Source organism: Synechococcus sp. UW179A (assembly GCF_900473965.1).
Classification (GTDB): Bacteria; Cyanobacteriota; Cyanobacteriia; order PCC-6307; family Cyanobiaceae; genus Synechococcus_C.
Map to the genome: position 1 here is coordinate 129,574 of NZ_UCNJ01000032.1, position 19,033 is coordinate 148,606.

Genomic DNA, 19,033 nt, shown 5'->3' on the forward strand with positions numbered 1-19,033 from the left:
TTATTGCTTCAATCACCGCCAATAGCGCAATTTCAAGAAAGATGTGGCATGAAACAGGAAATCATTTGGACAAACCTTAATTCCCTCGCTATCAATATATAACCAATAAAAGCCACAGGCAACAATATGGCTCACTACACTCACGAATTCATCAGAAGGTTGCGCTTACGCCATCGTGGATATATCGCACTGTTGGCAGCACAAGTTGTTTTTCTACTGTTACTTCCAGTAGCAGAACGCTATCCAGCTTTTCAATCTTTCCTGAACATAGCCCTTGCAGGGGTAATACTTGGGTTAGTCAGTCGCTACACACAAATCAAAAAACTGAATTCGGTCTTCTTTGGTCTAGGGATTTTTGCCATTACCCTTGAAGTGATCTGGCGTTTAAGCCTCGAATTAGTACCAAACCTAGGCCACTGGCTTACACTCTTGCACGTACTTGCCTGGATTTTATTTTATTTTGCAAGCATTTTACGGCTAATAAAATCACTTATACGCGAACCATTCGTAACCGTTGCTGTCGTAATGGCTGCTGTGGAAGGTTATCTCTTGATTGGAGTGGCTGGTGGCGTGCTATTAACCGCAACCCTTGAGATGCATCCCACCGCGTTTGATTTCAACATTCTCACCAATGGTGATACAAACATCACCGTAGAAAACACATCGAATGCAGTGAGCCACTTTTCGCCGGTGTTAATGGCAGCAGCTTTTAACCTTTTGACCACGGTGGGATCTGGAGTTGTAAATTCCGGAGACACAATCTCTTCGGTAGTTGTCACAATCATTACCGTCAGTGGTCAATTGTATGTGGCGATACTGATTGCACTCATTCTTGGACGATCTCATTCTCGTTGACAACTTCGTAGAATAGATAATCTATAAGCTCACTTTTTAGCCCCTAAAGGATGGTTGCACGGCGTCCACCTGCCAAAGGATGCCACTGAAATCCATCGCGCCAAGACTCTGCCAACTGGGCCGGGGGTCGACGGTTCGCATCGATCAGGGGGCGTCAGTTACAGCAGGTTTTGTCAACCATCTCTACCCGCCACTCGGCGGGCTTTTGATTGCCTAAGAAGAAAGCAGAACAGTTCAAACAATCTCATTTGAACCATGAACCCCGAAACCCGCTTCGCGTTGTCCCTGCTGAACAAATTCGTCTCAGCACTCAGGACCAACGCTACAGACATCTTTAGAAGAAAGCACTCTCGTGGCACACAAGACCTTAGTTTTCCAGAAGTAGAAGAGCTGATGATGGATTGAATAAACCCTGCCTAACCGTTTACAAATCGGACAGGCTGGTGGACAGTGCTCCTGACCCTGAAGCACCTCCTAGTCGAATTCAGAGCAAGCAATAAGAATCGAGGAAATATGAAGCATTGCGCGGAGGAAGCTACAAAGCGATCACGATTCCTATTGACACACCTAGACAAAAGCAAAGAATCTCAATGGATCAGCACTTATATGCTCAAAGATTCACTGACATAAATTGCTAACAGCTGTTTCCGGGTTTTCCTCGTTCCGATTCAGACAGAGGGAATTCCACCAGAAGGGAGCGCACGCTATCCAGCAATCAATATCTTTGAAAGCTACTTAAAGGATTGCTAGCGATGAATAACCAATAGGCGACACTATAAAATTAGTGCCAAGTACGACGTTTTAATTGCCCTAGAACAGCTTAAACGCGGCTCCCCCAGTGTCATCGATGATTGATCTATCCTAGTAATATGAAGCGCGTAAGTTGAGCTTTGCCCCGCAAACCTTATTTCTCACATCTGGCGATGCCAATGAACACCGCAATCCACGTAAAAGCAATCAACAAATAAAGCATGATTGCTTAGTGAGCCGAACTAAAAATGAGGAGAGTTGTCCAACTCTCAATGCCGTTAATTAAGCGACCCATTAAATCTAAAAATTGATTGTGCCAACCGTGAGTCGGATTACCGTCATTGCCGCTCTTAGCAGTTCAGGGAGGCGTCAGATCCCTCATGTCAGCTGAGGACCCATGACGGCAGCTGTTAGTGATCTGTTGTTGCTGTTGCGGTCCGATTTTCGGGATATGCACTGAGCCATGGCTGCCAAGCGAAGACCACAGCAAAACAAGGCACGAGAAGAAGCTGCAACCTAGATCCTGGGAAAGAGTCGGAGGAGTCAACTCCGAGCTAACGACCTATTACACACGCCTGCTAAAAGCATACAGCTCGGCTGCTCAACCATCCCTGCCTGCCACATCGTATGGGCAATGCGCTGACGATTGGCGACGTCATTCGGGAGGGCGGAATTCCGTTGAAGCATGCGGGCAAAGTGCAGATAACGGAAGAAGCAGGGCTGGTCAGGTTGAGGACCATGTGGTGGGCGACTGAGCGCGATGAAAGCCAACCATGGCTAAGGGCGAGTCGGAGGTGAAGAATGTGCTGGGCGCTGGAGCTGTTATTGGCAAGGAACACAAAGAAGCGAGGGCTGTTGGCCCCTTCTGCGATCAACCATTGAATTGATACCTGGAGGTACGCGGCCAACCATTACCAAGAGGTCTTATGTAGTGGAACATGATCCATGGGGTGTGGTGATGGACGCATCAAACAAAAGAGGTAAATTAAACTTAGCAATACCTTGAGAAATAGCATGAAAAAACAATTCCTTACAACAACTATTTTAGCCCTAACTCAATTAACATTACTTTTCTACACTCTAGACTCAAAATCAGCTTCAATCGAACGCTATGAGTTGAAAACAGATGCCATCAAAGCGTGTATTAACTGGCTCAGGAACGGTACAAAATACACTTTTCATGATGACGGTACATGGCTTGAGGACAACAACCGAATCTGCGTAGACGGGAGAAAGAATTACGATTCAACAAATATCACTGGAATGGAAGACCCATCAATAGAACCAAAAAACTATGACGACATACCAAATCCCGTGAAAATGAAAATCATCAAATTTTTTGATTATAGAGAAGATGATGGAACATCGCTTGATCAATAAATACAGGAATAATTAGAAAGGGTGTTGTTGTCAAAGACGACAGGGCATTTGCTGGTAATTGCATGCTGCTGAGTTGCGGCGATAGCAAGCGGAATACAAGGATGAGTAACAAAACGGAATTCAGATCAGGCTTGATGCATTGACAAAGGGTGTTAAGAGTGATTGCTGCAAAGTCTTGACTCAGGTTGAGGCAGGAAGAAAAATTACTTATTGATTGATTCACACAAGGTTGAGAGATTGGAGTTAACGGAAAGGGGTCATGCGTGGGAAAGGTAAATGCAAAGCATATTGATCAAACCAGGCGATATGACAATAACGAGTGTGAGTATTGGGCAAGACGTGTGGAAAGCTGTTTTTAGGGCTACCCCAAACGGGGCAGGCAGGCGCAGGCAAGCGCCTGAAAGACAGACCATTGCTATGACTGCTGAAAAGACCTGATATCCATGTCAGAAGAGCAACTCAAAGCGTTCATCGCGAAAATTAAAAGTGATACCGGTCTTCAGGCAAAGCTCAAAGCCGTAGCTGATTCCGATGCAGTTCTTGCGATTGCAGAAGAGGCTGGGTTTATGATTTCTGCTTACGATTTAAAAACTCAGTCAGAACTTTCAGACGATGAACTGGAAGGAGTAGCTGGCGGTGGCTTTACACAAAATAAGACCTGCACCAGTATTCTTCTTGACAATTGCAAGTGATTTCTACTAAACGGCATTTGCATTTACACATTGCCAGCATGAAACCAGACAAGGGCAAGCAAATCATATTTTTTCGGCAAAAACAACATGCTCGTTTAAAAAGTCTATAAATCATGTTGCCATGCCTGGCAAGACAGAGCGCAGTATTTTTCAGCCAAAGACGCTGAAATAGTTAGCCGCTAAAAGGGTGATAAAAACACATCTACCAAAGCCAGGGAACTCAATATGGATCAGTTGAAATGAGGTGTTGGCTCTCTATAACAGCCCTGTTCGAGAAAGAACAGATTTTGAGACCAATGTAATTCCGCAATACTCTTTTTAAATACTTCGAATTGAAAACAACTTAATGGTCGCGGTACCCCGTCACAAACACAGTGCTTTGCTGAGGCATGATTAAACCGGCCTCTTGCATACGGCATAAAGCCATCAGGTAGCCGCGAGACTCTTCCTCAAGCCATGGGTAAGGTTGAAGATTCTCTATGGAAGCTCTAGCTGAGAAGCCGAGCAGGGCAAGCAACACCGCTGCAGTCGTTTTGATTCTTTTGCTCATGATTTGGGAGGTCAGCTCAAACCTGTGGGCATCAGCTTCCACTGAGCACCTTTCAGGTCTCAGGGCCGATATTCAGGTCTGCGGGCTCTTCAAACACAACGCGCTAATCGGCAACCCGAAATGGAACGTAGTCAGTGCGCTCGATCCGGATGCCTCCCGGGACCGATGCGGCTCCGTAGAGTCCGCTCATCCAGCCCACACCTAAACAACACCCAGCTCCGGCAATTCGGCTGCGTCGTGGATGACTTGACTGCCACATTGGCCGCCTAGGAATACGGATCGAAAGAGGCTGTATTGCTCAAAACATTCATGTTGAGTTGTCAAGAAGAAAGAGTCTCCCACCGATGTATTTCATCCTGAAAAGGAGACTTCTCCAGCAAAGGAGTGACACCAAGTTCAGATCGCCATTCTGCTAATGGCCGTTCCCAACCCTCTTCCCAACGGCACCCTTCCAAGAAGACTCCAGCGAGACCCACTTGAGCTCCAAAGCTAATCGCCTCCCAGATCATGCGATGTTCATCGGGGCAGATGAAACTGTGAGTCATCAGAGCAGAGAGACCCGCAACGACTCCTGGTTGCTGTTGTGAAACAGCGTAATAGGCTTGCACAGCCGCTTCCCCAGCTACCGAAGTATCAACACCAAGAATTAAATGGTGAATATCATGAAAGCTTCTAAGCCTGCGGGATAAGTAGTCTTCCTTTTCACTGGTCTCGGCAACCTTCCTCAGGTTTTTATTTACCGGAGGAAATGGATTCATGCCGAGCTGCCTAAACATTTGCTGAGCGCAGAATCCCAAGCTTCCAATTGGCATTGCATGCATATCATCAAATGATGGCCATGCAACGCCGAATCGCTCATCAACAAGACTCTGAATTTGAGGATGAGTTAAGAATTTATTGAGCCATTCTTTTTGCAAATCCCATTTAAAAATTGGCGAGAAATGCCTACTATGTTTAAACCCATGCTCAGGATCTCTGGCGACTTGAAGAATCCCTAACGCCAAATCGAAAGCATCCTCTTTTAATTCAGTACGCGAAACCATGTCGTGAATTTCCGTGGCTTTTCTGATCTAGACCTGCTGAGCATCAAAGTCACTACTCAAAACCGAACAAAAATATTCGGTTTACAGGGCAAAGCATCAGATGTGAACTGCATTGCCCTGAAGCAGATTTGAGCGTCTCCACCGACGACTCATCAGCCTTTCTCAGCGTTCGGGGAGAGAGGAGGGGCTGCATGCAGGGGCACTAATCACACTATGGCTGAGTTCAAGAAACAACAAGCGGAAAACAAACTCGTAGACGGAGCGCTTCACTTTCGTTTCTGTCCTCCGCCTTCGTGATTATCAGGCCAGTTCCAACCGAGTGATCACTCGCTTCACCTGAATATGAGACCAGTTCGTTGCACTTGCAGCAATGGTTAGACCAGCAACCTCTAGAGCTGCAGCTGGTCATGGCCAGTGAATGTGCTCCCGTAGTACCCGTCCGAAAAGGTCCTGAAACCGAACCTCAGAAGACGGTTGGCCCACTACCAATCGTGATCGAGCAGCCATAGAACAATTAGGTCCCACTGGGAGAAACCCATGACAACTGCAACCCTCCTGGCTGATGAGCGTTACTGGCAAGACCTTGCCGCAGCGCAAATGCGTCGTGAGCGCCAGGTGAGAGCTGAACTTCTCAATGGAAGGATGGCGATGCTCGGCTTCATAGCCCTTGTTGGAACCGAAGCATTGCTGCATCAAGGACTGCTATCAGCACTTGGCATTTGCCTCTAAACGCAGACACCCATGACATCAGCTAAGCCTCAGGCAAGGCGACCTGAGGGACTGGTGCTGATCTACGGCGTGCTCGACCTTGAACTGGAACGTCATCAGTCCATGATCGAATTCGGAGTGGGCATCCCCCTACAACGGCATTGAACTACTCGCATTTCAACGGGCCCTCTATGCCCAAGGGTTGACCAATGGAGCCAGCCCCTCGCAAGTCCTGCCCATGGCGATCTCAACAGCCTGACACCGATCCGGGTGAATCTGGGCAAACACGATCCACTCAGGGACGATGGCCTTGGTTTCACAACTAAAACCAACAGCAGGGGATCAAGGGTGAAAGTCCATATCGGCTCCGGTATGCCCCATGGTTTTGTCATGCAGCACTTTCTTGTCGGGGAAGCGGGTACAGCCGCAGAAAAGCAGAACCTGGCGTTCTTCCATGCAGGCAAAGCGCCTTAAAGATCCAGAGCGATAACCCCCACCTGAATTACGAACCGACCCACGCCACCGGGGTAGCAATGACGACGCTGTGAGCGCCAATCACAAAGGCTTTGGTTGTCTTGTCGATCAGACAATTCCACCGAGCAAAACCTCACGCCCATTGATCAGGGACACATCACCCATTAGGGCTATTTCCTTCTAAAACGCCAGATTCCTGAAGGCGATGACGTTCGATCAAGTACAGGGCTCCTAGGACGCTGCCGCACCAGAAGCCGAGTATCAGCAGAAACAGCCCCATGCTTTTCAGAAAGTTCATCAGCCGTGCCTCAGTGAACTGTTGTCTGCAGGGTTCGCCTCGACATAGCCCCGAGTCGTGCTGGTGAAACAGTATCCCCCATTTGAAGCAAAGTCACCACTAGGCGGGAAGGCTTCCAGCCACTTCACTTCTGCAGGGTCTCCTAGTTTTCAATCGGGTTATAACAGTGAAATTGTCTGACAACAAATGACCATATAGAAAAGATTGCTCAGCTCTCCGATGAAAATTGAATAGCCAAACTGCACTTCATATCAAAGCAACGCATGAAACGACTTGCACTCACAGTTGTTTTTTTACTAACAATCACGCCAGAGGCCCATATATCAAGAGCCCATGACGTTAATGGAGCGGAAAGTCTTGGTATCAAGGTCGAGAGCCTTGCGAAGCCAATAAGACAATGGGATGGAACTCTTTTACCACACTATCCGCAAGGCCAACCAGAAATCGCGATTTTAAGGATAAAATACCTGCAGGCATGACTCTACCTTGGCACCATCATCAAGTCATCAACGCCGCAGTGATTCTTGATAGAACCCTCGATTTATATCTGAAAAATAGAACAAAAAGGAGGTATGAGAGTGGAGATGCCTTAATTGAAGTTGTGAATAGGCTGCACATGGGAAGAGCTATCGGCAATAAGGACGTTCACTTAATTGTTTTTTATGCAGGAAAAAAGGACAGCTAACAACTATTTTGAAAGAGTGAAACACATCACGGAACTCTTTGCGCAATAAGAACACGCATTAGGCTGACCTGGTCTGCATGCAGTAAAGCCAACACACGCCATGCTTCGGCACATGCCGATCAACTAGCGGGCGGTCCTTTTATGGCATCCCGACACGTTGACGAAACCGCCTAGCGAATGCTGGACAAACTAAGTGCTTGTGATTCAGCGCCGACACCAGAAACCACCAGTCCGCAAGTTGGATTGATATGTCTGCAAGGCTTGGCTGATCTAGAACGACTGGAAGGTCCCTGGGTAAAACTGATCGCCAGCGGCGATTCAGAAGACGCGGCGGTGATTCTGCATTTGTTGCTGCCAAAGAAAAACGGGATGACTGCGGGCCACCCCGTACCATTCCTTTTTTCTTGGCTTTACGGTTCTTCAGCACCTCTGTCATTTGGACATAACAGTTTTGTAGACCACCAAGAAAGTGGAGTCGTCAAAAGCACATTTGCCAGGGTTTTAATGTAGTTTCTTATTCTTCCGTTGATGAATAAATTATTTTATGCGATCCAAGGGAATGAAGGATCATATTTCCTGTCTAATTTTTGCATTAACTCTTCAGCATTGTATAAGTCAGCACAAAAACTACATTGTCCTTCAGGGTCGCAGACAATGAAGCCGTCGCTGAATTTGTGTAAAGCCGTTCCCCGACTAGTTGTTGCCAAAAGAGTTTCGCGATCCATCGAGGTAATACGATTACATTTGTAATGGCATCTGTCAATCGAACGGTGTTGTATCAGTACTTACAATTATCGCAACTCACAATATGATTATTTGCTTTAAAGCACAGACACATAACTAGAACGGAGCTCGGCGTGTGCTGGAGGGGCGGGATATCTCATAACTCAGCTGGCATTCATCGGTTCATCGTCATCAAACCAACCTTCACTGATGCAAGCACCCTTTACGGAAATCAATGCCCTGACCGTTCTAAAACAAGGTTTTTTTGCTTTGACGTTTGGAATACATCTAACCCTGCCTTGGTTCCTCGCAGCGAATTTCTTCAATAGAGTTGGGGTGAGCCTTAATAAAGGGAACCGCCTCCATAGCCAGAACGCGGGCTTCGAAAGCATCACCGGCGTAGAAACAGCTTTCGATTCTTCGACTACTGGTCTCGCGGTGTCTGACGGTGTAGCGCTTGTGGCTTTTCATGGATCGAGACATGGTTTCACTTAAAGCTTCTGCCTGATCGAGCCAGTAATCAACAAAAATCTTTAATTGCTTCGGGATCATTCGCATACACGAGAATCAATGCTTTCAGCTTTCGTATCAACCACAACCAAACACTCTGGACAAAGGGTTCTATTGAATACAGTTAATACTAACTTTTAACTTCGATTAAGACACGCCTAGGATCTAGTTGATCGGTTTTAATTTTAATTCAATCAAAAGCTTTCCTATGACTCGCCAATCAGGGACCAATCTCCGCAAACTGAATGGGCACCTCGTGCATCTTGCCCTAGAAGTCGAGGCTAAGGTCAACGATGCTCGAAAAAATTACTTTGATGAGCTTGCACAGATGCATCGGTCGACCGGCAAAGAAGCTGAGAAGCAGTAGGTGTATTCATTGTTGCCTTGAGCTTTGGACTAATACTGGCCATCGATAATGGGCTTAATACCAAAACCGTTAACAACTGTTGCTTAACATCCAAGACGAGCATTGTAAAAAGTGCTCCCTATCCTCTTGCATCTTCCAATCCAAAAATCAGGTATAAACTGACACGGAGCAACCGTGCTGCAGGTCTGCGCAAAAACAAAGTCATGAAAGACAAGAGCAAGTCCTTCACATCGTGAAGAAGTACTCTTCAATCTGTTGCCTTTCAGTTCCTTAACACAGAAGACTACAACGTAGTTCCCAAGTATGTTCTATCCTTCGATTGTATCCATGCGTGGCTGTCACGATTAAATCTTGAGACTTGGCGAGAGGAGCAGTCAATCCCTGGTAAAATTTACTAGTTGCACAATGATCTTCCCAGGTAATGTAGTGGTGCTGGTGAAAGCTGTATTGACATGATTGTGGTGCTGACAGCCAAGCGCAGATCAAGGCTTTTTCGTCAACAAAAACCGAGATTCTGAAGAAGGTCAGATAGGTCCGAACTCCCCGACGAAGAACCACTCCACAGCCCTGGGCAGAACAAAGAGGCGCAACGACGATGCCGCCAGTTGATCGAAAGAATGCCGATGCGGCCTATTGGTTAGAGCTTTACAGCCAGAATCAATCAAGGTGTACTCCTGACATCTGCAATAGGCTCTAGGGCCATGAATGCATCGATTTCCTGCCAGAAAGCAGGACGCCAACAGGCCTCGGCTGGTGTGATCAACATAAGTCTCAAACGTGGCGCAACAGGGCATACACTCGAAGCAACTTCGGCGATGGCTACTCGATCGTCCAACATGCCATCCAAAAAGCACTCACATTAATCAGCTAAAAATCCATAGGTGAACAGTTTTCATACGCAAGCCAAATGCAATCGAACCATGAAAAAAATCCAACATGGACTACGCTTGATAGAGCATATGAATCGATGATGACATCTACAAAAATCATTCACATTGGACTGTGGAAAATCAAAAAAGACGTAAGCCCGAAAGCAGTATCAGACGTGAACAGACAGGTAATATCATTCAAAACCAGAATCCCGGGGATTGAGTTGGCATACGCCGGACCCTTGGAGACATTTAATTTCCCACAGGAAATTGTAGACGCCTTCGGCATTCCGCCTGATGCGACATTTCTAGCCAGAGGTTACAATCATGCTTTGTTTATTATCTTTGAAAACAAGAATTATCGCATTTTGTATGACACATCAAAGCCACACCTAGACTTGTCCCCAATCATGATGCCATTAATCGAGGGCGGTATGAACGGCGTGCTAACTATCGATTTTTGTCTGCCCAGGCTGTAGCCACCAACACTTAGTAGTCATACAAATGATTAAAGGGCTCCACTACGGCCCATTGAGCAATACGTAGGACAAGTCTTCGTAAGCCTGCAAACCTTTCCCTGTTGGGTGTTCTTCAACCAACCCGCACCATTCTTCGGTAAAGAGCGATCAACCAATGGTCGGTCCTTGATCGCCATCGGCACGGTCTGGCAAAGTCATTTGCTCTGTAACCGAAAGTGCGACTGCCTGCAGAACAATCGGTCGATGGTTCGAATCCATGAGAGGGCGTCTAGTTACAGCGTGGATTTTCAGCCAGGACCGGTTGCCCTTAAACACCGTGAGGATTGAGTGCCCTGGAGCCTTGGCCTCGCCAGCTTCTGCATGAGCTGATTTCCGCCTGGACGACCAATCTGAGCCATTCACCAGAAGCTCATCAGACATCCTTGGGGCTGCACCAGTGCTGGGAAGTGGAGATCTCCCAAGCAGCAATTGCAGAATTAGACCCAGCACAGACAACCACCGTCGCCGAACACATAGGCTTAAGTAGAAGTGAAATTCTGGAGTGTGGCTACTGGAACCATCTCCCAGACAACAAGACGTCCCATAAGGACAATGCTTCTGCACGTGCGAAGCCTGCAGTCAATCAGGGTGTAGTCGCTGCGATGCATTAGGTGGAGCTGTAAAGACAAAAAAACTTTGGCCCGTTCTGGGGATGCGCCTTCAACAGCCTTTTAGCGACGATGCCATCAGACGTGATCAGTCAATGGAAGGCCTCAGACGTGTCGTTGTCGGATCTGCTGTTGGCAGCCTTCTAGGTGCGGCGGCGTTTTTCGCAGTCGACGTGCTGATTTCAACGAGCGCCGAGGCAGTGCCAACGCATCTCACCTGTAAAGATACAACATCAACATGGAATAGTTCTCCATACACATTGTTCACACGGCAAGTCATTTTGGATTTTGATACAAATAGCGCAACTGTTGATGGAAATGAAAGACACTTCAATGTGACGCCTGCGGAACTAACAATTCACGAACAAGGTAGGAATAAAAACGGCACACGCACGAGTTATATATTCAAAGTCGATCGCAGCACATTAAAATATAATCACGAATATGAGTTCATCAGCTCTGGAAGCAAATTCAGAAGTAATGGACAGTGTCAGATCACCAAAGCGACGACAGCACACAAAAGTTGACTATCACTTGAGGAGCAACGGTTCCAACCGCCTTCCTTCTACATCATTTCCCAGCCTTCGCTGGCGTTATGGCGCAGCATCAGTCTGTCGAGGAGCTGAGCAGATTCAAGCAAGCTTTTAAGGTATTCACTAATGCATAATGAATGCAAGCTCTCGATCTTCAGTTAGGCGCTCATAAAAAAGTCTGCATTCGCTATCCACCACTCCCGCACTGATTTTGGTTTCTTTCCTGTAAGACTGGTAAAGTCATCCGTGATTCGAGCTGCTTTACCTGCACGAAAGGCATCAAGGTGACACATCACCTCAATATCTACATCTGCCTCTGTAAAACCAGCTTCTGTAAGCATCAGATTCCGAAACTCATCTCTAGGCATGTCTTGATAGATGATTCGGCGATCAAGAGCTTCTGTGGCAGCAGTTGCAACATCCTCAAAAGTCACCGCTTCCGGCCCAGTGATCATATATTCACAACCAACATGTGCTTCCTTTGGCGAATCCAAAACATTGATGAATGCATTTGTGACATCTTCTAAGGCCACAAAACCCACCTTTGCCGAACCGACACATGACATCAGCATGCTTTCGGCTTGGATCAATTCACGAAATGGTTTGAAGTTTGTTTCCATAACCGTCTGAGGACCGACAACCGTCCAAGGCAGTCCAGAAGAACGCATCAATCTCTCAGTGGCTAATCCAGCCGTGCCAAGTTCATCGTCATGCTCAACACCGCCAGTTAGCAGAACAATCTTCGCTCCATGACCGGATTGGATCATGGCCTCGATCACATTTCTCAGTCGAACTTCTTTTTTGTCGTCCATTGGTGCATTAACGAGCACCTTGTCGACTCCTTTCATTAATTGGGGCAAGGTTGAGGGATCATCCATATCGGCGGATATGAGTTCAGCCCCAGGTGCATCCAAAGCTGCCAACGCTTTTTCAGACCGTCCTGTCGCCCTGACTGAAAGACCACGTTTCGCTAAGCCTTCCACGACTGGACGACCAAACATGCCGGTGGAGGACATAACAAGGATCATCTTGGGTGAATCAGCTCTGAGAATTGAATTAGCAGATTTTTCAGCTTCCGGCACGATGGCAATATTCACACGACCCCAGACCGATGGTCTGAAGCCGTGTGAACGATGACTCACAAAGCACAGGAAGCCGGAATGTCATTCGTGAGAGTGCGGTCCTTTCCTTGCTAAGCGTTTATCAGCAAACCGAAACCGTTCTTCGGTCAATGGCGATCAACGAGCAGTCAGCGGTTTTTATTGCCATTGAGCCTTGGCTTCACAAGCTTGAGGATGAACTAGAGCCAGCCTTGAAGAAAATTCTGAGCTATTGATCAGACATGCACCAAAACTCTGCACTCTCCATACAGAGCTGTTTTGCAGGGTTCCCCAAAAAGGCTGTGAACTTGAAGGAGTCAAAGAGCTCGCAAGCTCAACATTCACTCCCAGAAACCATGGGGACTACCGTTAAAGTCAGAGTAACTGCTTACCCATGGGAAAAGTGGGACAAGCTGCCGAAAGAAGAGAGAAAAGCGGAAACGATAGAGGGAGATCATCGAGCCGTTGAAGAGCAACGGCAAGAAGATACAGTCAAGGAGGGGGTCACCCCATCGGCTTTCCAGATTAAGCTAATACCCACGCAAGCGCAGAAGCTGAAGCCGTTGGGGTTAATGAGACCTATCGGACAACTTTTAACCCAGCTAGTGGCGGCCAAATGGTTTGCAAACACTTCAACTTTGAGTAGTTACTGAGGAGTCCACATAAAGCCCCAACAATTGCGAGTTTTTAGTGTCAACACCGTAGATGCACTTCGCCCAGCAGAGCGTTGCTATGACTAGTGCACAAGCTTTATATCCATGTCAGAAGAACAACTCAAAGCATTCCTCACCAAAGTTAAAGGAGATTCAAATCTTCAGGAGAAAGTAAAATCATGTCGAGACGCTGGTGCCATGGTCAAACTCGCCAAGGAACTAGGTTTCGTTATTTCTGCGCTAGAAATATTGAATGATTTTAATTCTGACAGTTCTCAATTAAGCAAACAATTATCAGACCAAGACACTTCTGAGATTTATGGCGGAACAGGTGGATGGAATAACGGCAGCTTGGGCGGATTTAATAATGGCGGATTGAGTGGATGGAACAATGGAGCCTCGAGAGGATGGAGCAATGGTGGCGCAGGTGAATTCAACAATGCCTAAAGGCAGAAAACTAAAATCTATATATTTTCTCGAGCCATTTACTCCGCCAAATCTCATTGAGCAGCAATCAGTTCCAATGAGCTGGCATAATTGGATCCTTTTGATTGATACATAAAGGCATAGAGTAATAAGCAGTGGGATCATCTCTTCAACAAATCTTACATTGGTACCTCTAAAGCTTCAACGCCAAAACTAAAGAGCATCATGCTTTAGGAGAAGTTCAGAGCTAGTCAGTCGCTTGTCCAGATATTCGGAATGAAGGCGACCCGCCTGGATCAACAAAACTCTAAGATTACGACTAATGCACGTCAGCATCCATAGAAACTAAAAAATATGGGACTTAAATGAACTGCTCTAATACATTCGACACGATGAGCCGGCGGTGATCCATCTCCACCTCCGTTGGCGACATTTTCAACAACTGACTTCTACATGGTCTGCCAGGTATCGATTGCCTGGTATCTCAGCATTCCCCTGATCAGAGCCTAACAATTGCCCCGCCATGACCTGACCTCCACACGAATCGCTACATTTAAAGATCACGAGTGACTGGTCATATTATCTGCATTAGAGAACTGAATCACTCTGTAGCATCAAGGCGCTTCACTTCCTCCACAAACTTCTCTCCACTGTGAGAGTGCTCCCGATTCTTTTCATTCGGGTGGCTATGTCGTTCATCTGCACTAGCTTGCTTCAGCAGTTCTTTCTCGCGATGAACCGGATCAAGCCGTTCAAGATCAGCTTTATTTGGGCGTCTGCCACTTTGATGATGTTCGTTACTCATATCAATTGATCTCCTTGCGGAATGGGGTTGGCCCCTGGTCTTTCATGAGTTCATTTGTCTGGCTGTCTACCTTCTTGAGTGCTTCATCACTGACCGTATTGGTTGACAGATGATTCACACTGCGATTTCGCTCAACCTGAACGTCAAGCGAACTGGCATCGGAACGGTGCTTCTGGTCGTTCTCATGACGCATAGCGTCCTGACTCTGATTCATCAAGGTGGATACAACTAACCAGCTCATAGCAAACTCTGAATTCTCCGACCATCCTTGCGCGAATCCTTTAGCTCACAGCGTTTCCACACGCCTGACTTCTGCAGCGTTTCCCAGGCTTCGTTGCGACTGGATTGGCCAAGCGATCAAAAAGCCCACTTGTGAAACCAACGCATTACGTCAAAAGGCTGGGCTTGAAATACTGTTCAAGCTCACAGCCCAACGGCAATCCCGCAGGATTCCGCAGCTAAAAGGTCGGCAAAACCGGTATTTCTTAGTTGGGGACTGTCTGTCCCGCCTCGGGGGACTGTCGACGGGGTCGCATCAGGTGCTGCAGCTCGCGCGACGGAGAGGACTGGTTTGAAAACATCATCGCTAATGGCAGGAAACACGATCGAAGCCGGCTATTTTCCTCCCGTGCAACCCGCCGGGGAAGGTCTCGAAACCGTACCTCTAAGGTCGGCTGCCCCTCTGCTGCCTGCGGTGCAACAGGCCTAGAACCAAGAAGTCCCTTCCGGAGAAACTCATGACTCAAGAACAACTCAATACATTTCTCGTAAAACTCGAAGGCGACAGAGGCCTTCAAGAGAAGATTAAAGCTGCAAAGTCAACAAAAGAAGTAGTTAATGCTGCGCAAACAGAAGGTTTTTCGATTTCTACTAACAACCTCAATCTTCCCGCTAGAATTTCAGAAGAAGAGCTTGAAGCTACAAGTGCAGGACAGTTTGGATCTTATTGCCAATGCCACGGAACTATCTGCAAAAACTATACGATTGACAACTGAAGCTAAGGACCATCAAGAATGCCCGCCAAGAGCGGGTTTTTTTGGGAATCAAAGCTTGTCCCTGGACAATCTTTTGTTTCCCAGAAACATCAAAACAACGCAAGGAGCAAGCAATTCCTAGGGAAATTTAACAAACTTGAATCCAAAACAATCACTGCCAGGAAGTAAACATCAAAAGGGTAAGACCTCTAAGCAAAATATACTTTACCAGCACACTGGTCCCGACTGGCAGTGTTGATCCGTTATCACTTGGGCGGGCATCACTTCGATTCTTAATACTTGGACATTGAGCCCGCTATTGAGTATTGCCGGCTTGGCCTCCTTGACAGTAATTAACTGCTTTTGCATGAATTCTGTTCTTAGGCAAATCACGATTGCGCAAGTACTCTCGCTGATAGTCGACGCATCTGTTGATCTGATGACTCTCCCAAGCAAAAGGGAAAGCGTGCAAGATTGCGATTGATCCGAAGAAAATCGCGATTAGTTCGCCCTCTTTAAAATTCATTGCACTGGCTTACGCCACTTCATATTAAGTGAAATGGCGGAGACCTCTGGTCTCCTGATCACCTGGATAAGCATCGCTTCCACCCGACTGTTTGATACCTGGTCTCGCAGGGTTCAAGGTAGTTGTGCCTGGCAACCGGCGCACAGAATAACTGCACACGAAACGACAGATCTCTTGAATGAGGAGAATGACAAACGAACAATGGACTGTTCAGAGCGCTTTAAGGCGTTTCTCACCAGAAAAGATCGCACTTAGGGCCGATAGCATAATAAAAAATATACCAATCCACTGGTAGTCATCGAGGTGAATGTCGAACATCCAAGACTCAACAAAAGCAACAATTGGCAAGTTAAGCAATAATATATTCCTATAGGTCACAGGGGGAAGCGCAAATGCGGTCTTTGAAGCTGTAAAACTTTCCAGCATTTTCAGGCATCCAGTGGCAAGCAGCAACACCCAAAGGACTGCCAATGTCGGATAGGGCGCAGCAGGCAATCGTGAAATCAGAATAAGGCCAAAACACGCAAAAATAACCTTACTAAGCTGCTTCGAGAAAACAACTTCTTTTGCATTAATAATTCCACGGATTCTGCCGGTCAATATCACAGCATTTGTGCCAAATATTAGCGCAAAAGCACCAAACATTAGACCAATAAAAGAAAACGATTGAAGCTTCACTCCTAAAACAAGAAAAGCACCAAAAGCAGCAAAAAAGACCGCCAAGAACTCTAACGGCATAGGCAATCGACCCTCGATACTACACGTTCGAAGCAACAGTGTCACAGACGATAGTCCGACAAACATTGTTGCAATAGATGCCGGCAAATAATTAATGCTGAGCAGGATCGAAAAATTAAACAACCCGCTCAACAAGGCCATCAGAATAACTAGCCTCCACTGCTTGCGATTCCAACTTTTATAGACATGACCTCGCTTGAGAACAGATGGAATCAAGGCAACAATTCCGACCCCCGAAGCAAGCAACAACCATGGCGAAGAAAAATGTGAAAGAAGATATTTAGACAAAACAATATAGATGCTAAAAACAAAAGCAGTACTAACTCCCCAGATCAACCCCCTGACCATGGCATCGGATACAACTAAAACAATAATACAAGGCCACGAAAGTAATCAATCAAACATTTCACAAATGGTACTCCAGAAAATCAAGACCCATCAACACGAATATCACAGCAATAAACCATGTCATTACCGTGATCTTTAAGCGTAGAGTGGTTAATCAATCACTTAAAAGTGAGATTGCCCATTGTGAAAAATCAGCCAACAGCCTGCTCAGCAAACCAGAGCTTATTCAGCCAGGTACGGGGCCTGACTTGCTAGTCCGACTGACGCATGGAGGCCAATAGGTCGAAAACAAACTCGTAGTCAACACAGCTCAGCATCTGTTCAATGCATCCATAGGCACTTCCGTGCCCAACCTCAAATCGCTCTGTGAATGCCTCCTCGCTTAGCGTTGCTTGAGAAGCGAGTGCATCTCGCCGTATCCAGGCCGATAGTTCTTCAGATGTTTGACAGCGCAACAGCTCTTCGCTCGTGGCACAACTGATCAAGTCAACGACTCTTAGGGCATAGCGATAAGTGGCTTCTTCAAGCACCCCATTCCCTGACAGTTGTTCGATGTACTGCAGGGACTGAGATCGATTCATGGATCTGCTCCATAGAAGAATACGGGATCTTCTCCTGTGCAGCAGTGATTCTTTGACCGACTAGCTGAACCAGGTGATCATCAACCATGTCATGGCTTTTATGGCTTGCGAGAAGTGGTGTGAACGTAAGGACGACAAACAGATGACAGTCCGGCTGTAGCCGGACTGAACGCACTGAAAATAGCCACAGTGCGGAAGATCAGCGCGGGACTATGCATTTGAGTCCTTGCCTGTGTCCTTACAGGCGATGATTGAACAACCATTGCAAGCTTTTTGATGGCACGCTTCATGATCCAGTGGTCCGCTCCCGATCCCGCTAGTGAGGAGTACGCCAAAGCCATCGTTGATTACATCAAGGGCGGCAAGCCCATGGATGAATTCGCCGGTTTCAAGTTGCTGGCACGCCAGATCCACCCTCAGACCGGTGAAGGTGTGCTGCTTGTGGAAGCCGACAACCTGGCAGCAGTGCAGAAGCACACCTATCCCTGGACCAAGGGCCTCGGCGTCACAGCGGAGATCATCCCCGGCCTCAGCGATGAGGAGTTTGTCGAGCTGGAAGAGGGCATGAATAAGGTCTGACCAAAAGACCTAGGGACGAATAGCGGTGGCCCCAGGCTTCGAGACATTGTTTCTAAGCAGCCGCCAAACCACCGCTTTTCCCCCCACCACGGAGGAGCCTGGTGGCAATCACAACCCACTGCGTATGCGCGGCTGATAGGGCATTGCTGACGCTGTTGTAGACCCCCCTTTCCTAAGAAATAAAAAAAGACAAATCTCGCCACTCTTTGGCGATACCGCTCAGTCAGAGGACTGTCCTCATTGGGGAACTGGCAACGATGTCGAAAACAGCTGCACTTAGACGCCACACTGAAATGGTTAACCACTCCCTCCATGGCCGACGTTGGGCTGACATGCCTTCAAACGCTGGCGGGTCTGGAGCAAATAGACCGTGCATGGAGACGTTGGCTAAACTGTGACCGCAAGGGAGCCTCTACGGTGCTGAGGCGGAGAATCGGTGATCTATCAATCACTGCCAAACGGCCAACCAGTGCAATGGTTCTAGATTGGCTTGATACAGATCGTGAGGTCAACTCTTTCTGACTTGGCGGCCAAAGAAAAAACTAAGAATCCGGGCCCAAACTGAAGAGACAGGCGTAATCACGACTTCTCTCTTTGGTTTTGAGAAGTTCCCACACGCCATGCCCAAAGAGTCGTCAGAGCCGCGCCAAAAGCCATCACGACCAACAACAGCTGTTCAGTAGTCACAACAAGCATCCAAACGAAACGTATTAACTTTTAGCCACACAACCTTGATTGGC

Annotated in this window: 26 protein-coding genes and 1 pseudogene; 16 read left to right on the top strand and 11 right to left on the bottom strand. The window is 47.1% G+C overall.

Going from position 1 to position 19,033, the window contains the following annotated elements; all coding sequences use genetic code 11:
* Positions 1-126: 126 nt before the first annotated feature.
* The 5 genes from DXY31_RS14990 to DXY31_RS15000 all read left to right on the top strand — a co-directional run bounded on the left by DXY31_RS14990 (position 127) and on the right by DXY31_RS15000 (position 3,677).
* Positions 127-855 carry a hypothetical protein gene (locus tag DXY31_RS14990; RefSeq protein WP_114994522.1) on the top strand — a complete coding sequence of 243 codons (729 nt, stop codon included), beginning with the start codon at positions 127-129 and terminating at the stop codon, positions 853-855.
* A 79-nt stretch (positions 856-934) separates the two neighbouring features.
* Complete coding sequence (locus DXY31_RS17460) at positions 935-1,072, top strand: hypothetical protein (RefSeq protein ID WP_206749826.1); 138 nt, start codon at positions 935-937, stop codon at positions 1,070-1,072.
* Between the two features lie 38 nt (positions 1,073-1,110).
* Entirely contained in the window at positions 1,111-1,260 is a 150-nt protein-coding gene (locus DXY31_RS17170; RefSeq protein WP_170953731.1) for a hypothetical protein, read from the top strand.
* Positions 1,261-2,619: 1,359 nt separating this feature from the next.
* Positions 2,620-2,985, top strand: coding sequence for a hypothetical protein (locus DXY31_RS14995; protein WP_114994523.1), 366 nt, complete (start codon positions 2,620-2,622; stop codon positions 2,983-2,985).
* A gap of 443 nt (positions 2,986-3,428) precedes the next feature.
* On the top strand, positions 3,429-3,677 hold the full coding sequence (locus tag DXY31_RS15000) for a Nif11-like leader peptide family natural product precursor (RefSeq protein WP_114994524.1): 249 nt from the start codon (positions 3,429-3,431) through the stop codon (positions 3,675-3,677).
* A gap of 343 nt (positions 3,678-4,020) precedes the next feature.
* Here the strand turns inward: DXY31_RS15000 and DXY31_RS15005 are convergent, their stop codons facing one another.
* Complete coding sequence (locus DXY31_RS15005; protein ID WP_170953732.1) at positions 4,021-4,269, bottom strand: hypothetical protein; 249 nt, start codon at positions 4,267-4,269, stop codon at positions 4,021-4,023.
* A 278-nt stretch (positions 4,270-4,547) separates the two neighbouring features.
* Positions 4,548-5,270: a Coq4 family protein gene (locus tag DXY31_RS15015; protein ID WP_114994526.1), complete on the bottom strand. Its 723-nt coding sequence runs from the start codon at positions 5,268-5,270 to the stop codon at positions 4,548-4,550.
* A 537-nt stretch (positions 5,271-5,807) separates the two neighbouring features.
* Here DXY31_RS15015 and DXY31_RS15020 point away from each other — a divergent pair.
* The 3 genes and pseudogenes from DXY31_RS15020 to DXY31_RS17885 all read left to right on the top strand — a co-directional run.
* Positions 5,808-5,999 (top strand): chlorophyll a/b-binding protein, encoded by a 192-nt coding sequence (locus tag DXY31_RS15020; protein WP_114994527.1) that lies wholly within the window; start codon positions 5,808-5,810, stop codon positions 5,997-5,999.
* A gap of 12 nt (positions 6,000-6,011) precedes the next feature.
* Positions 6,012-6,143: a hypothetical protein gene (locus DXY31_RS17750; protein ID WP_256359640.1), complete on the top strand. Its 132-nt coding sequence runs from the start codon at positions 6,012-6,014 to the stop codon at positions 6,141-6,143.
* A 90-nt stretch (positions 6,144-6,233) separates the two neighbouring features.
* Positions 6,234-6,308, top strand: a pseudogene (locus DXY31_RS17885) (hypothetical protein); the annotation flags it as partial.
* Between the two features lie 12 nt (positions 6,309-6,320).
* On the opposite strand, the gene DXY31_RS17630 reads toward DXY31_RS17885, so the two are convergent.
* Positions 6,321-6,533: a hypothetical protein gene (locus tag DXY31_RS17630; protein ID WP_244279854.1), complete on the bottom strand. Its 213-nt coding sequence runs from the start codon at positions 6,531-6,533 to the stop codon at positions 6,321-6,323.
* A 76-nt stretch (positions 6,534-6,609) separates the two neighbouring features.
* Complete coding sequence (locus DXY31_RS17465) at positions 6,610-6,750, bottom strand: hypothetical protein (RefSeq protein ID WP_206749827.1); 141 nt, start codon at positions 6,748-6,750, stop codon at positions 6,610-6,612.
* A 263-nt stretch (positions 6,751-7,013) separates the two neighbouring features.
* On the opposite strand from DXY31_RS17465, the gene DXY31_RS17635 reads away from it, so the two are divergent.
* Together DXY31_RS17635 and DXY31_RS15035 are read left to right on the top strand one after the other, a co-directional pair.
* The gene (locus tag DXY31_RS17635) at positions 7,014-7,229 is read left to right on the top strand and encodes a hypothetical protein (protein WP_244279855.1); all 216 of its coding nucleotides are present in this window, start codon (positions 7,014-7,016) and stop codon (positions 7,227-7,229) included.
* Positions 7,230-7,612: 383 nt separating this feature from the next.
* Positions 7,613-7,945 carry a hypothetical protein gene (locus DXY31_RS15035; protein ID WP_114994529.1) on the top strand — a complete coding sequence of 111 codons (333 nt, stop codon included), beginning with the start codon at positions 7,613-7,615 and terminating at the stop codon, positions 7,943-7,945.
* Positions 7,946-8,446: 501 nt separating this feature from the next.
* Here DXY31_RS15035 and DXY31_RS15040 read toward each other — a convergent pair.
* Positions 8,447-8,641, bottom strand: coding sequence for a hypothetical protein (locus DXY31_RS15040; protein WP_244279857.1), 195 nt, complete (start codon positions 8,639-8,641; stop codon positions 8,447-8,449).
* A gap of 1,301 nt (positions 8,642-9,942) precedes the next feature.
* On the opposite strand from DXY31_RS15040, the gene DXY31_RS17470 reads away from it, so the two are divergent.
* Positions 9,943-10,383, top strand: coding sequence for a hypothetical protein (locus DXY31_RS17470; RefSeq protein ID WP_137025014.1), 441 nt, complete (start codon positions 9,943-9,945; stop codon positions 10,381-10,383).
* A 147-nt stretch (positions 10,384-10,530) separates the two neighbouring features.
* On the opposite strand, the gene DXY31_RS15050 is transcribed toward DXY31_RS17470, so the two are convergent.
* Entirely contained in the window at positions 10,531-10,803 is a 273-nt protein-coding gene (locus DXY31_RS15050) for a hypothetical protein (protein ID WP_137025015.1), read from the bottom strand.
* A gap of 271 nt (positions 10,804-11,074) precedes the next feature.
* Here DXY31_RS15050 and DXY31_RS16580 point away from each other — a divergent pair, with 271 nt between their 5' ends.
* On the top strand, positions 11,075-11,557 hold the full coding sequence (locus DXY31_RS16580) for a hypothetical protein (RefSeq protein WP_137025016.1): 483 nt from the start codon (positions 11,075-11,077) through the stop codon (positions 11,555-11,557).
* Positions 11,558-11,721: 164 nt separating this feature from the next.
* Here DXY31_RS16580 and DXY31_RS15055 read toward each other — a convergent pair whose 3' ends face one another.
* Positions 11,722-12,660, bottom strand: a complete 939-nt coding sequence (locus DXY31_RS15055; protein WP_114994532.1) for an NAD(P)H-binding protein — start codon at positions 12,658-12,660, stop codon at positions 11,722-11,724.
* A gap of 359 nt (positions 12,661-13,019) precedes the next feature.
* Here DXY31_RS15055 and DXY31_RS15065 point away from each other — a divergent pair, with 359 nt between their 5' ends.
* Together DXY31_RS15065 and DXY31_RS15070 are read left to right on the top strand one after the other, a co-directional pair.
* On the top strand, positions 13,020-13,316 hold the full coding sequence (locus tag DXY31_RS15065; RefSeq protein ID WP_137025017.1) for a hypothetical protein: 297 nt from the start codon (positions 13,020-13,022) through the stop codon (positions 13,314-13,316).
* A 105-nt stretch (positions 13,317-13,421) separates the two neighbouring features.
* Positions 13,422-13,763, top strand: coding sequence for a Nif11-like leader peptide family natural product precursor (locus tag DXY31_RS15070; protein WP_114994535.1), 342 nt, complete (start codon positions 13,422-13,424; stop codon positions 13,761-13,763).
* 580 nt (positions 13,764-14,343) lie between these two features.
* Here DXY31_RS15070 and DXY31_RS16585 read toward each other — a convergent pair.
* Positions 14,344-14,547, bottom strand: a complete 204-nt coding sequence (locus tag DXY31_RS16585; RefSeq protein ID WP_137025018.1) for a hypothetical protein — start codon at positions 14,545-14,547, stop codon at positions 14,344-14,346.
* A 1-nt stretch (position 14,548) separates the two neighbouring features.
* Positions 14,549-14,761, bottom strand: a complete 213-nt coding sequence (locus DXY31_RS15075) for a hypothetical protein (RefSeq protein WP_170953733.1) — start codon at positions 14,759-14,761, stop codon at positions 14,549-14,551.
* A 523-nt stretch (positions 14,762-15,284) separates the two neighbouring features.
* On the opposite strand from DXY31_RS15075, the gene DXY31_RS15080 reads away from it, so the two are divergent.
* Positions 15,285-15,542: a Nif11-like leader peptide family natural product precursor gene (locus DXY31_RS15080; RefSeq protein WP_114994537.1), complete on the top strand. Its 258-nt coding sequence runs from the start codon at positions 15,285-15,287 to the stop codon at positions 15,540-15,542.
* Between the two features lie 715 nt (positions 15,543-16,257).
* Here DXY31_RS15080 and DXY31_RS15090 read toward each other — a convergent pair.
* Together DXY31_RS15090 and DXY31_RS15095 are read right to left on the bottom strand one after the other, a co-directional pair.
* Positions 16,258-17,121: an EamA family transporter gene (locus DXY31_RS15090; RefSeq protein ID WP_206749828.1), complete on the bottom strand. Its 864-nt coding sequence runs from the start codon at positions 17,119-17,121 to the stop codon at positions 16,258-16,260.
* Positions 17,122-17,384: 263 nt separating this feature from the next.
* A complete protein-coding gene (locus DXY31_RS15095) occupies positions 17,385-17,714 on the bottom strand; it encodes a hypothetical protein (RefSeq protein WP_114994540.1) in 330 nt (109 codons plus the stop codon).
* Between the two features lie 276 nt (positions 17,715-17,990).
* Between DXY31_RS15095 and DXY31_RS15100 the strand changes: the two genes are divergently transcribed.
* Positions 17,991-18,293: a DUF3303 domain-containing protein gene (locus DXY31_RS15100; protein ID WP_114994541.1), complete on the top strand. Its 303-nt coding sequence runs from the start codon at positions 17,991-17,993 to the stop codon at positions 18,291-18,293.
* The last annotated feature ends 740 nt before the right edge of the window (positions 18,294-19,033 follow it).

Bases quoted from the DNA above. Each gene is read 5' to 3' on its own strand.
- DXY31_RS14990 (WP_114994522.1), top strand. From the start codon at position 127: ATGGCTCACTACACTCACGAATTCATCAGAAGGTTGCGCTTACGCCAT.
- DXY31_RS17460 (WP_206749826.1), top strand. From the start codon at position 935: ATGCCACTGAAATCCATCGCGCCAAGACTCTGCCAACTGGGCCGGGGG.
- DXY31_RS17170 (WP_170953731.1), top strand. From the start codon at position 1,111: ATGAACCCCGAAACCCGCTTCGCGTTGTCCCTGCTGAACAAATTCGTC.
- DXY31_RS14995 (WP_114994523.1), top strand. From the start codon at position 2,620: ATGAAAAAACAATTCCTTACAACAACTATTTTAGCCCTAACTCAATTA.
- DXY31_RS15000 (WP_114994524.1), top strand. From the start codon at position 3,429: ATGTCAGAAGAGCAACTCAAAGCGTTCATCGCGAAAATTAAAAGTGAT.
- DXY31_RS15015 (WP_114994526.1), bottom strand. From the start codon at position 5,270: ATGGTTTCGCGTACTGAATTAAAAGAGGATGCTTTCGATTTGGCGTTA.
- DXY31_RS15020 (WP_114994527.1), top strand. From the start codon at position 5,808: ATGACAACTGCAACCCTCCTGGCTGATGAGCGTTACTGGCAAGACCTT.
- DXY31_RS17750 (WP_256359640.1), top strand. From the start codon at position 6,012: ATGACATCAGCTAAGCCTCAGGCAAGGCGACCTGAGGGACTGGTGCTG.
- DXY31_RS17465 (WP_206749827.1), bottom strand. From the start codon at position 6,750: ATGAACTTTCTGAAAAGCATGGGGCTGTTTCTGCTGATACTCGGCTTC.
- DXY31_RS17635 (WP_244279855.1), top strand. From the start codon at position 7,014: ATGAAACGACTTGCACTCACAGTTGTTTTTTTACTAACAATCACGCCA.
- DXY31_RS15035 (WP_114994529.1), top strand. From the start codon at position 7,613: ATGCTGGACAAACTAAGTGCTTGTGATTCAGCGCCGACACCAGAAACC.
- DXY31_RS15040 (WP_244279857.1), bottom strand. From the start codon at position 8,641: ATGTCTCGATCCATGAAAAGCCACAAGCGCTACACCGTCAGACACCGC.
- DXY31_RS17470 (WP_137025014.1), top strand. From the start codon at position 9,943: ATGCAATCGAACCATGAAAAAAATCCAACATGGACTACGCTTGATAGA.
- DXY31_RS15050 (WP_137025015.1), bottom strand. From the start codon at position 10,803: ATGTCTGATGAGCTTCTGGTGAATGGCTCAGATTGGTCGTCCAGGCGG.
- DXY31_RS16580 (WP_137025016.1), top strand. From the start codon at position 11,075: ATGCGCCTTCAACAGCCTTTTAGCGACGATGCCATCAGACGTGATCAG.
- DXY31_RS15065 (WP_137025017.1), top strand. From the start codon at position 13,020: ATGGGGACTACCGTTAAAGTCAGAGTAACTGCTTACCCATGGGAAAAG.
- DXY31_RS15070 (WP_114994535.1), top strand. From the start codon at position 13,422: ATGTCAGAAGAACAACTCAAAGCATTCCTCACCAAAGTTAAAGGAGAT.
- DXY31_RS16585 (WP_137025018.1), bottom strand. From the start codon at position 14,547: ATGAGTAACGAACATCATCAAAGTGGCAGACGCCCAAATAAAGCTGAT.
- DXY31_RS15075 (WP_170953733.1), bottom strand. From the start codon at position 14,761: ATGAATCAGAGTCAGGACGCTATGCGTCATGAGAACGACCAGAAGCAC.
- DXY31_RS15080 (WP_114994537.1), top strand. From the start codon at position 15,285: ATGACTCAAGAACAACTCAATACATTTCTCGTAAAACTCGAAGGCGAC.
- DXY31_RS15095 (WP_114994540.1), bottom strand. From the start codon at position 17,714: ATGAATCGATCTCAGTCCCTGCAGTACATCGAACAACTGTCAGGGAAT.
- DXY31_RS15100 (WP_114994541.1), top strand. From the start codon at position 17,991: ATGGCACGCTTCATGATCCAGTGGTCCGCTCCCGATCCCGCTAGTGAG.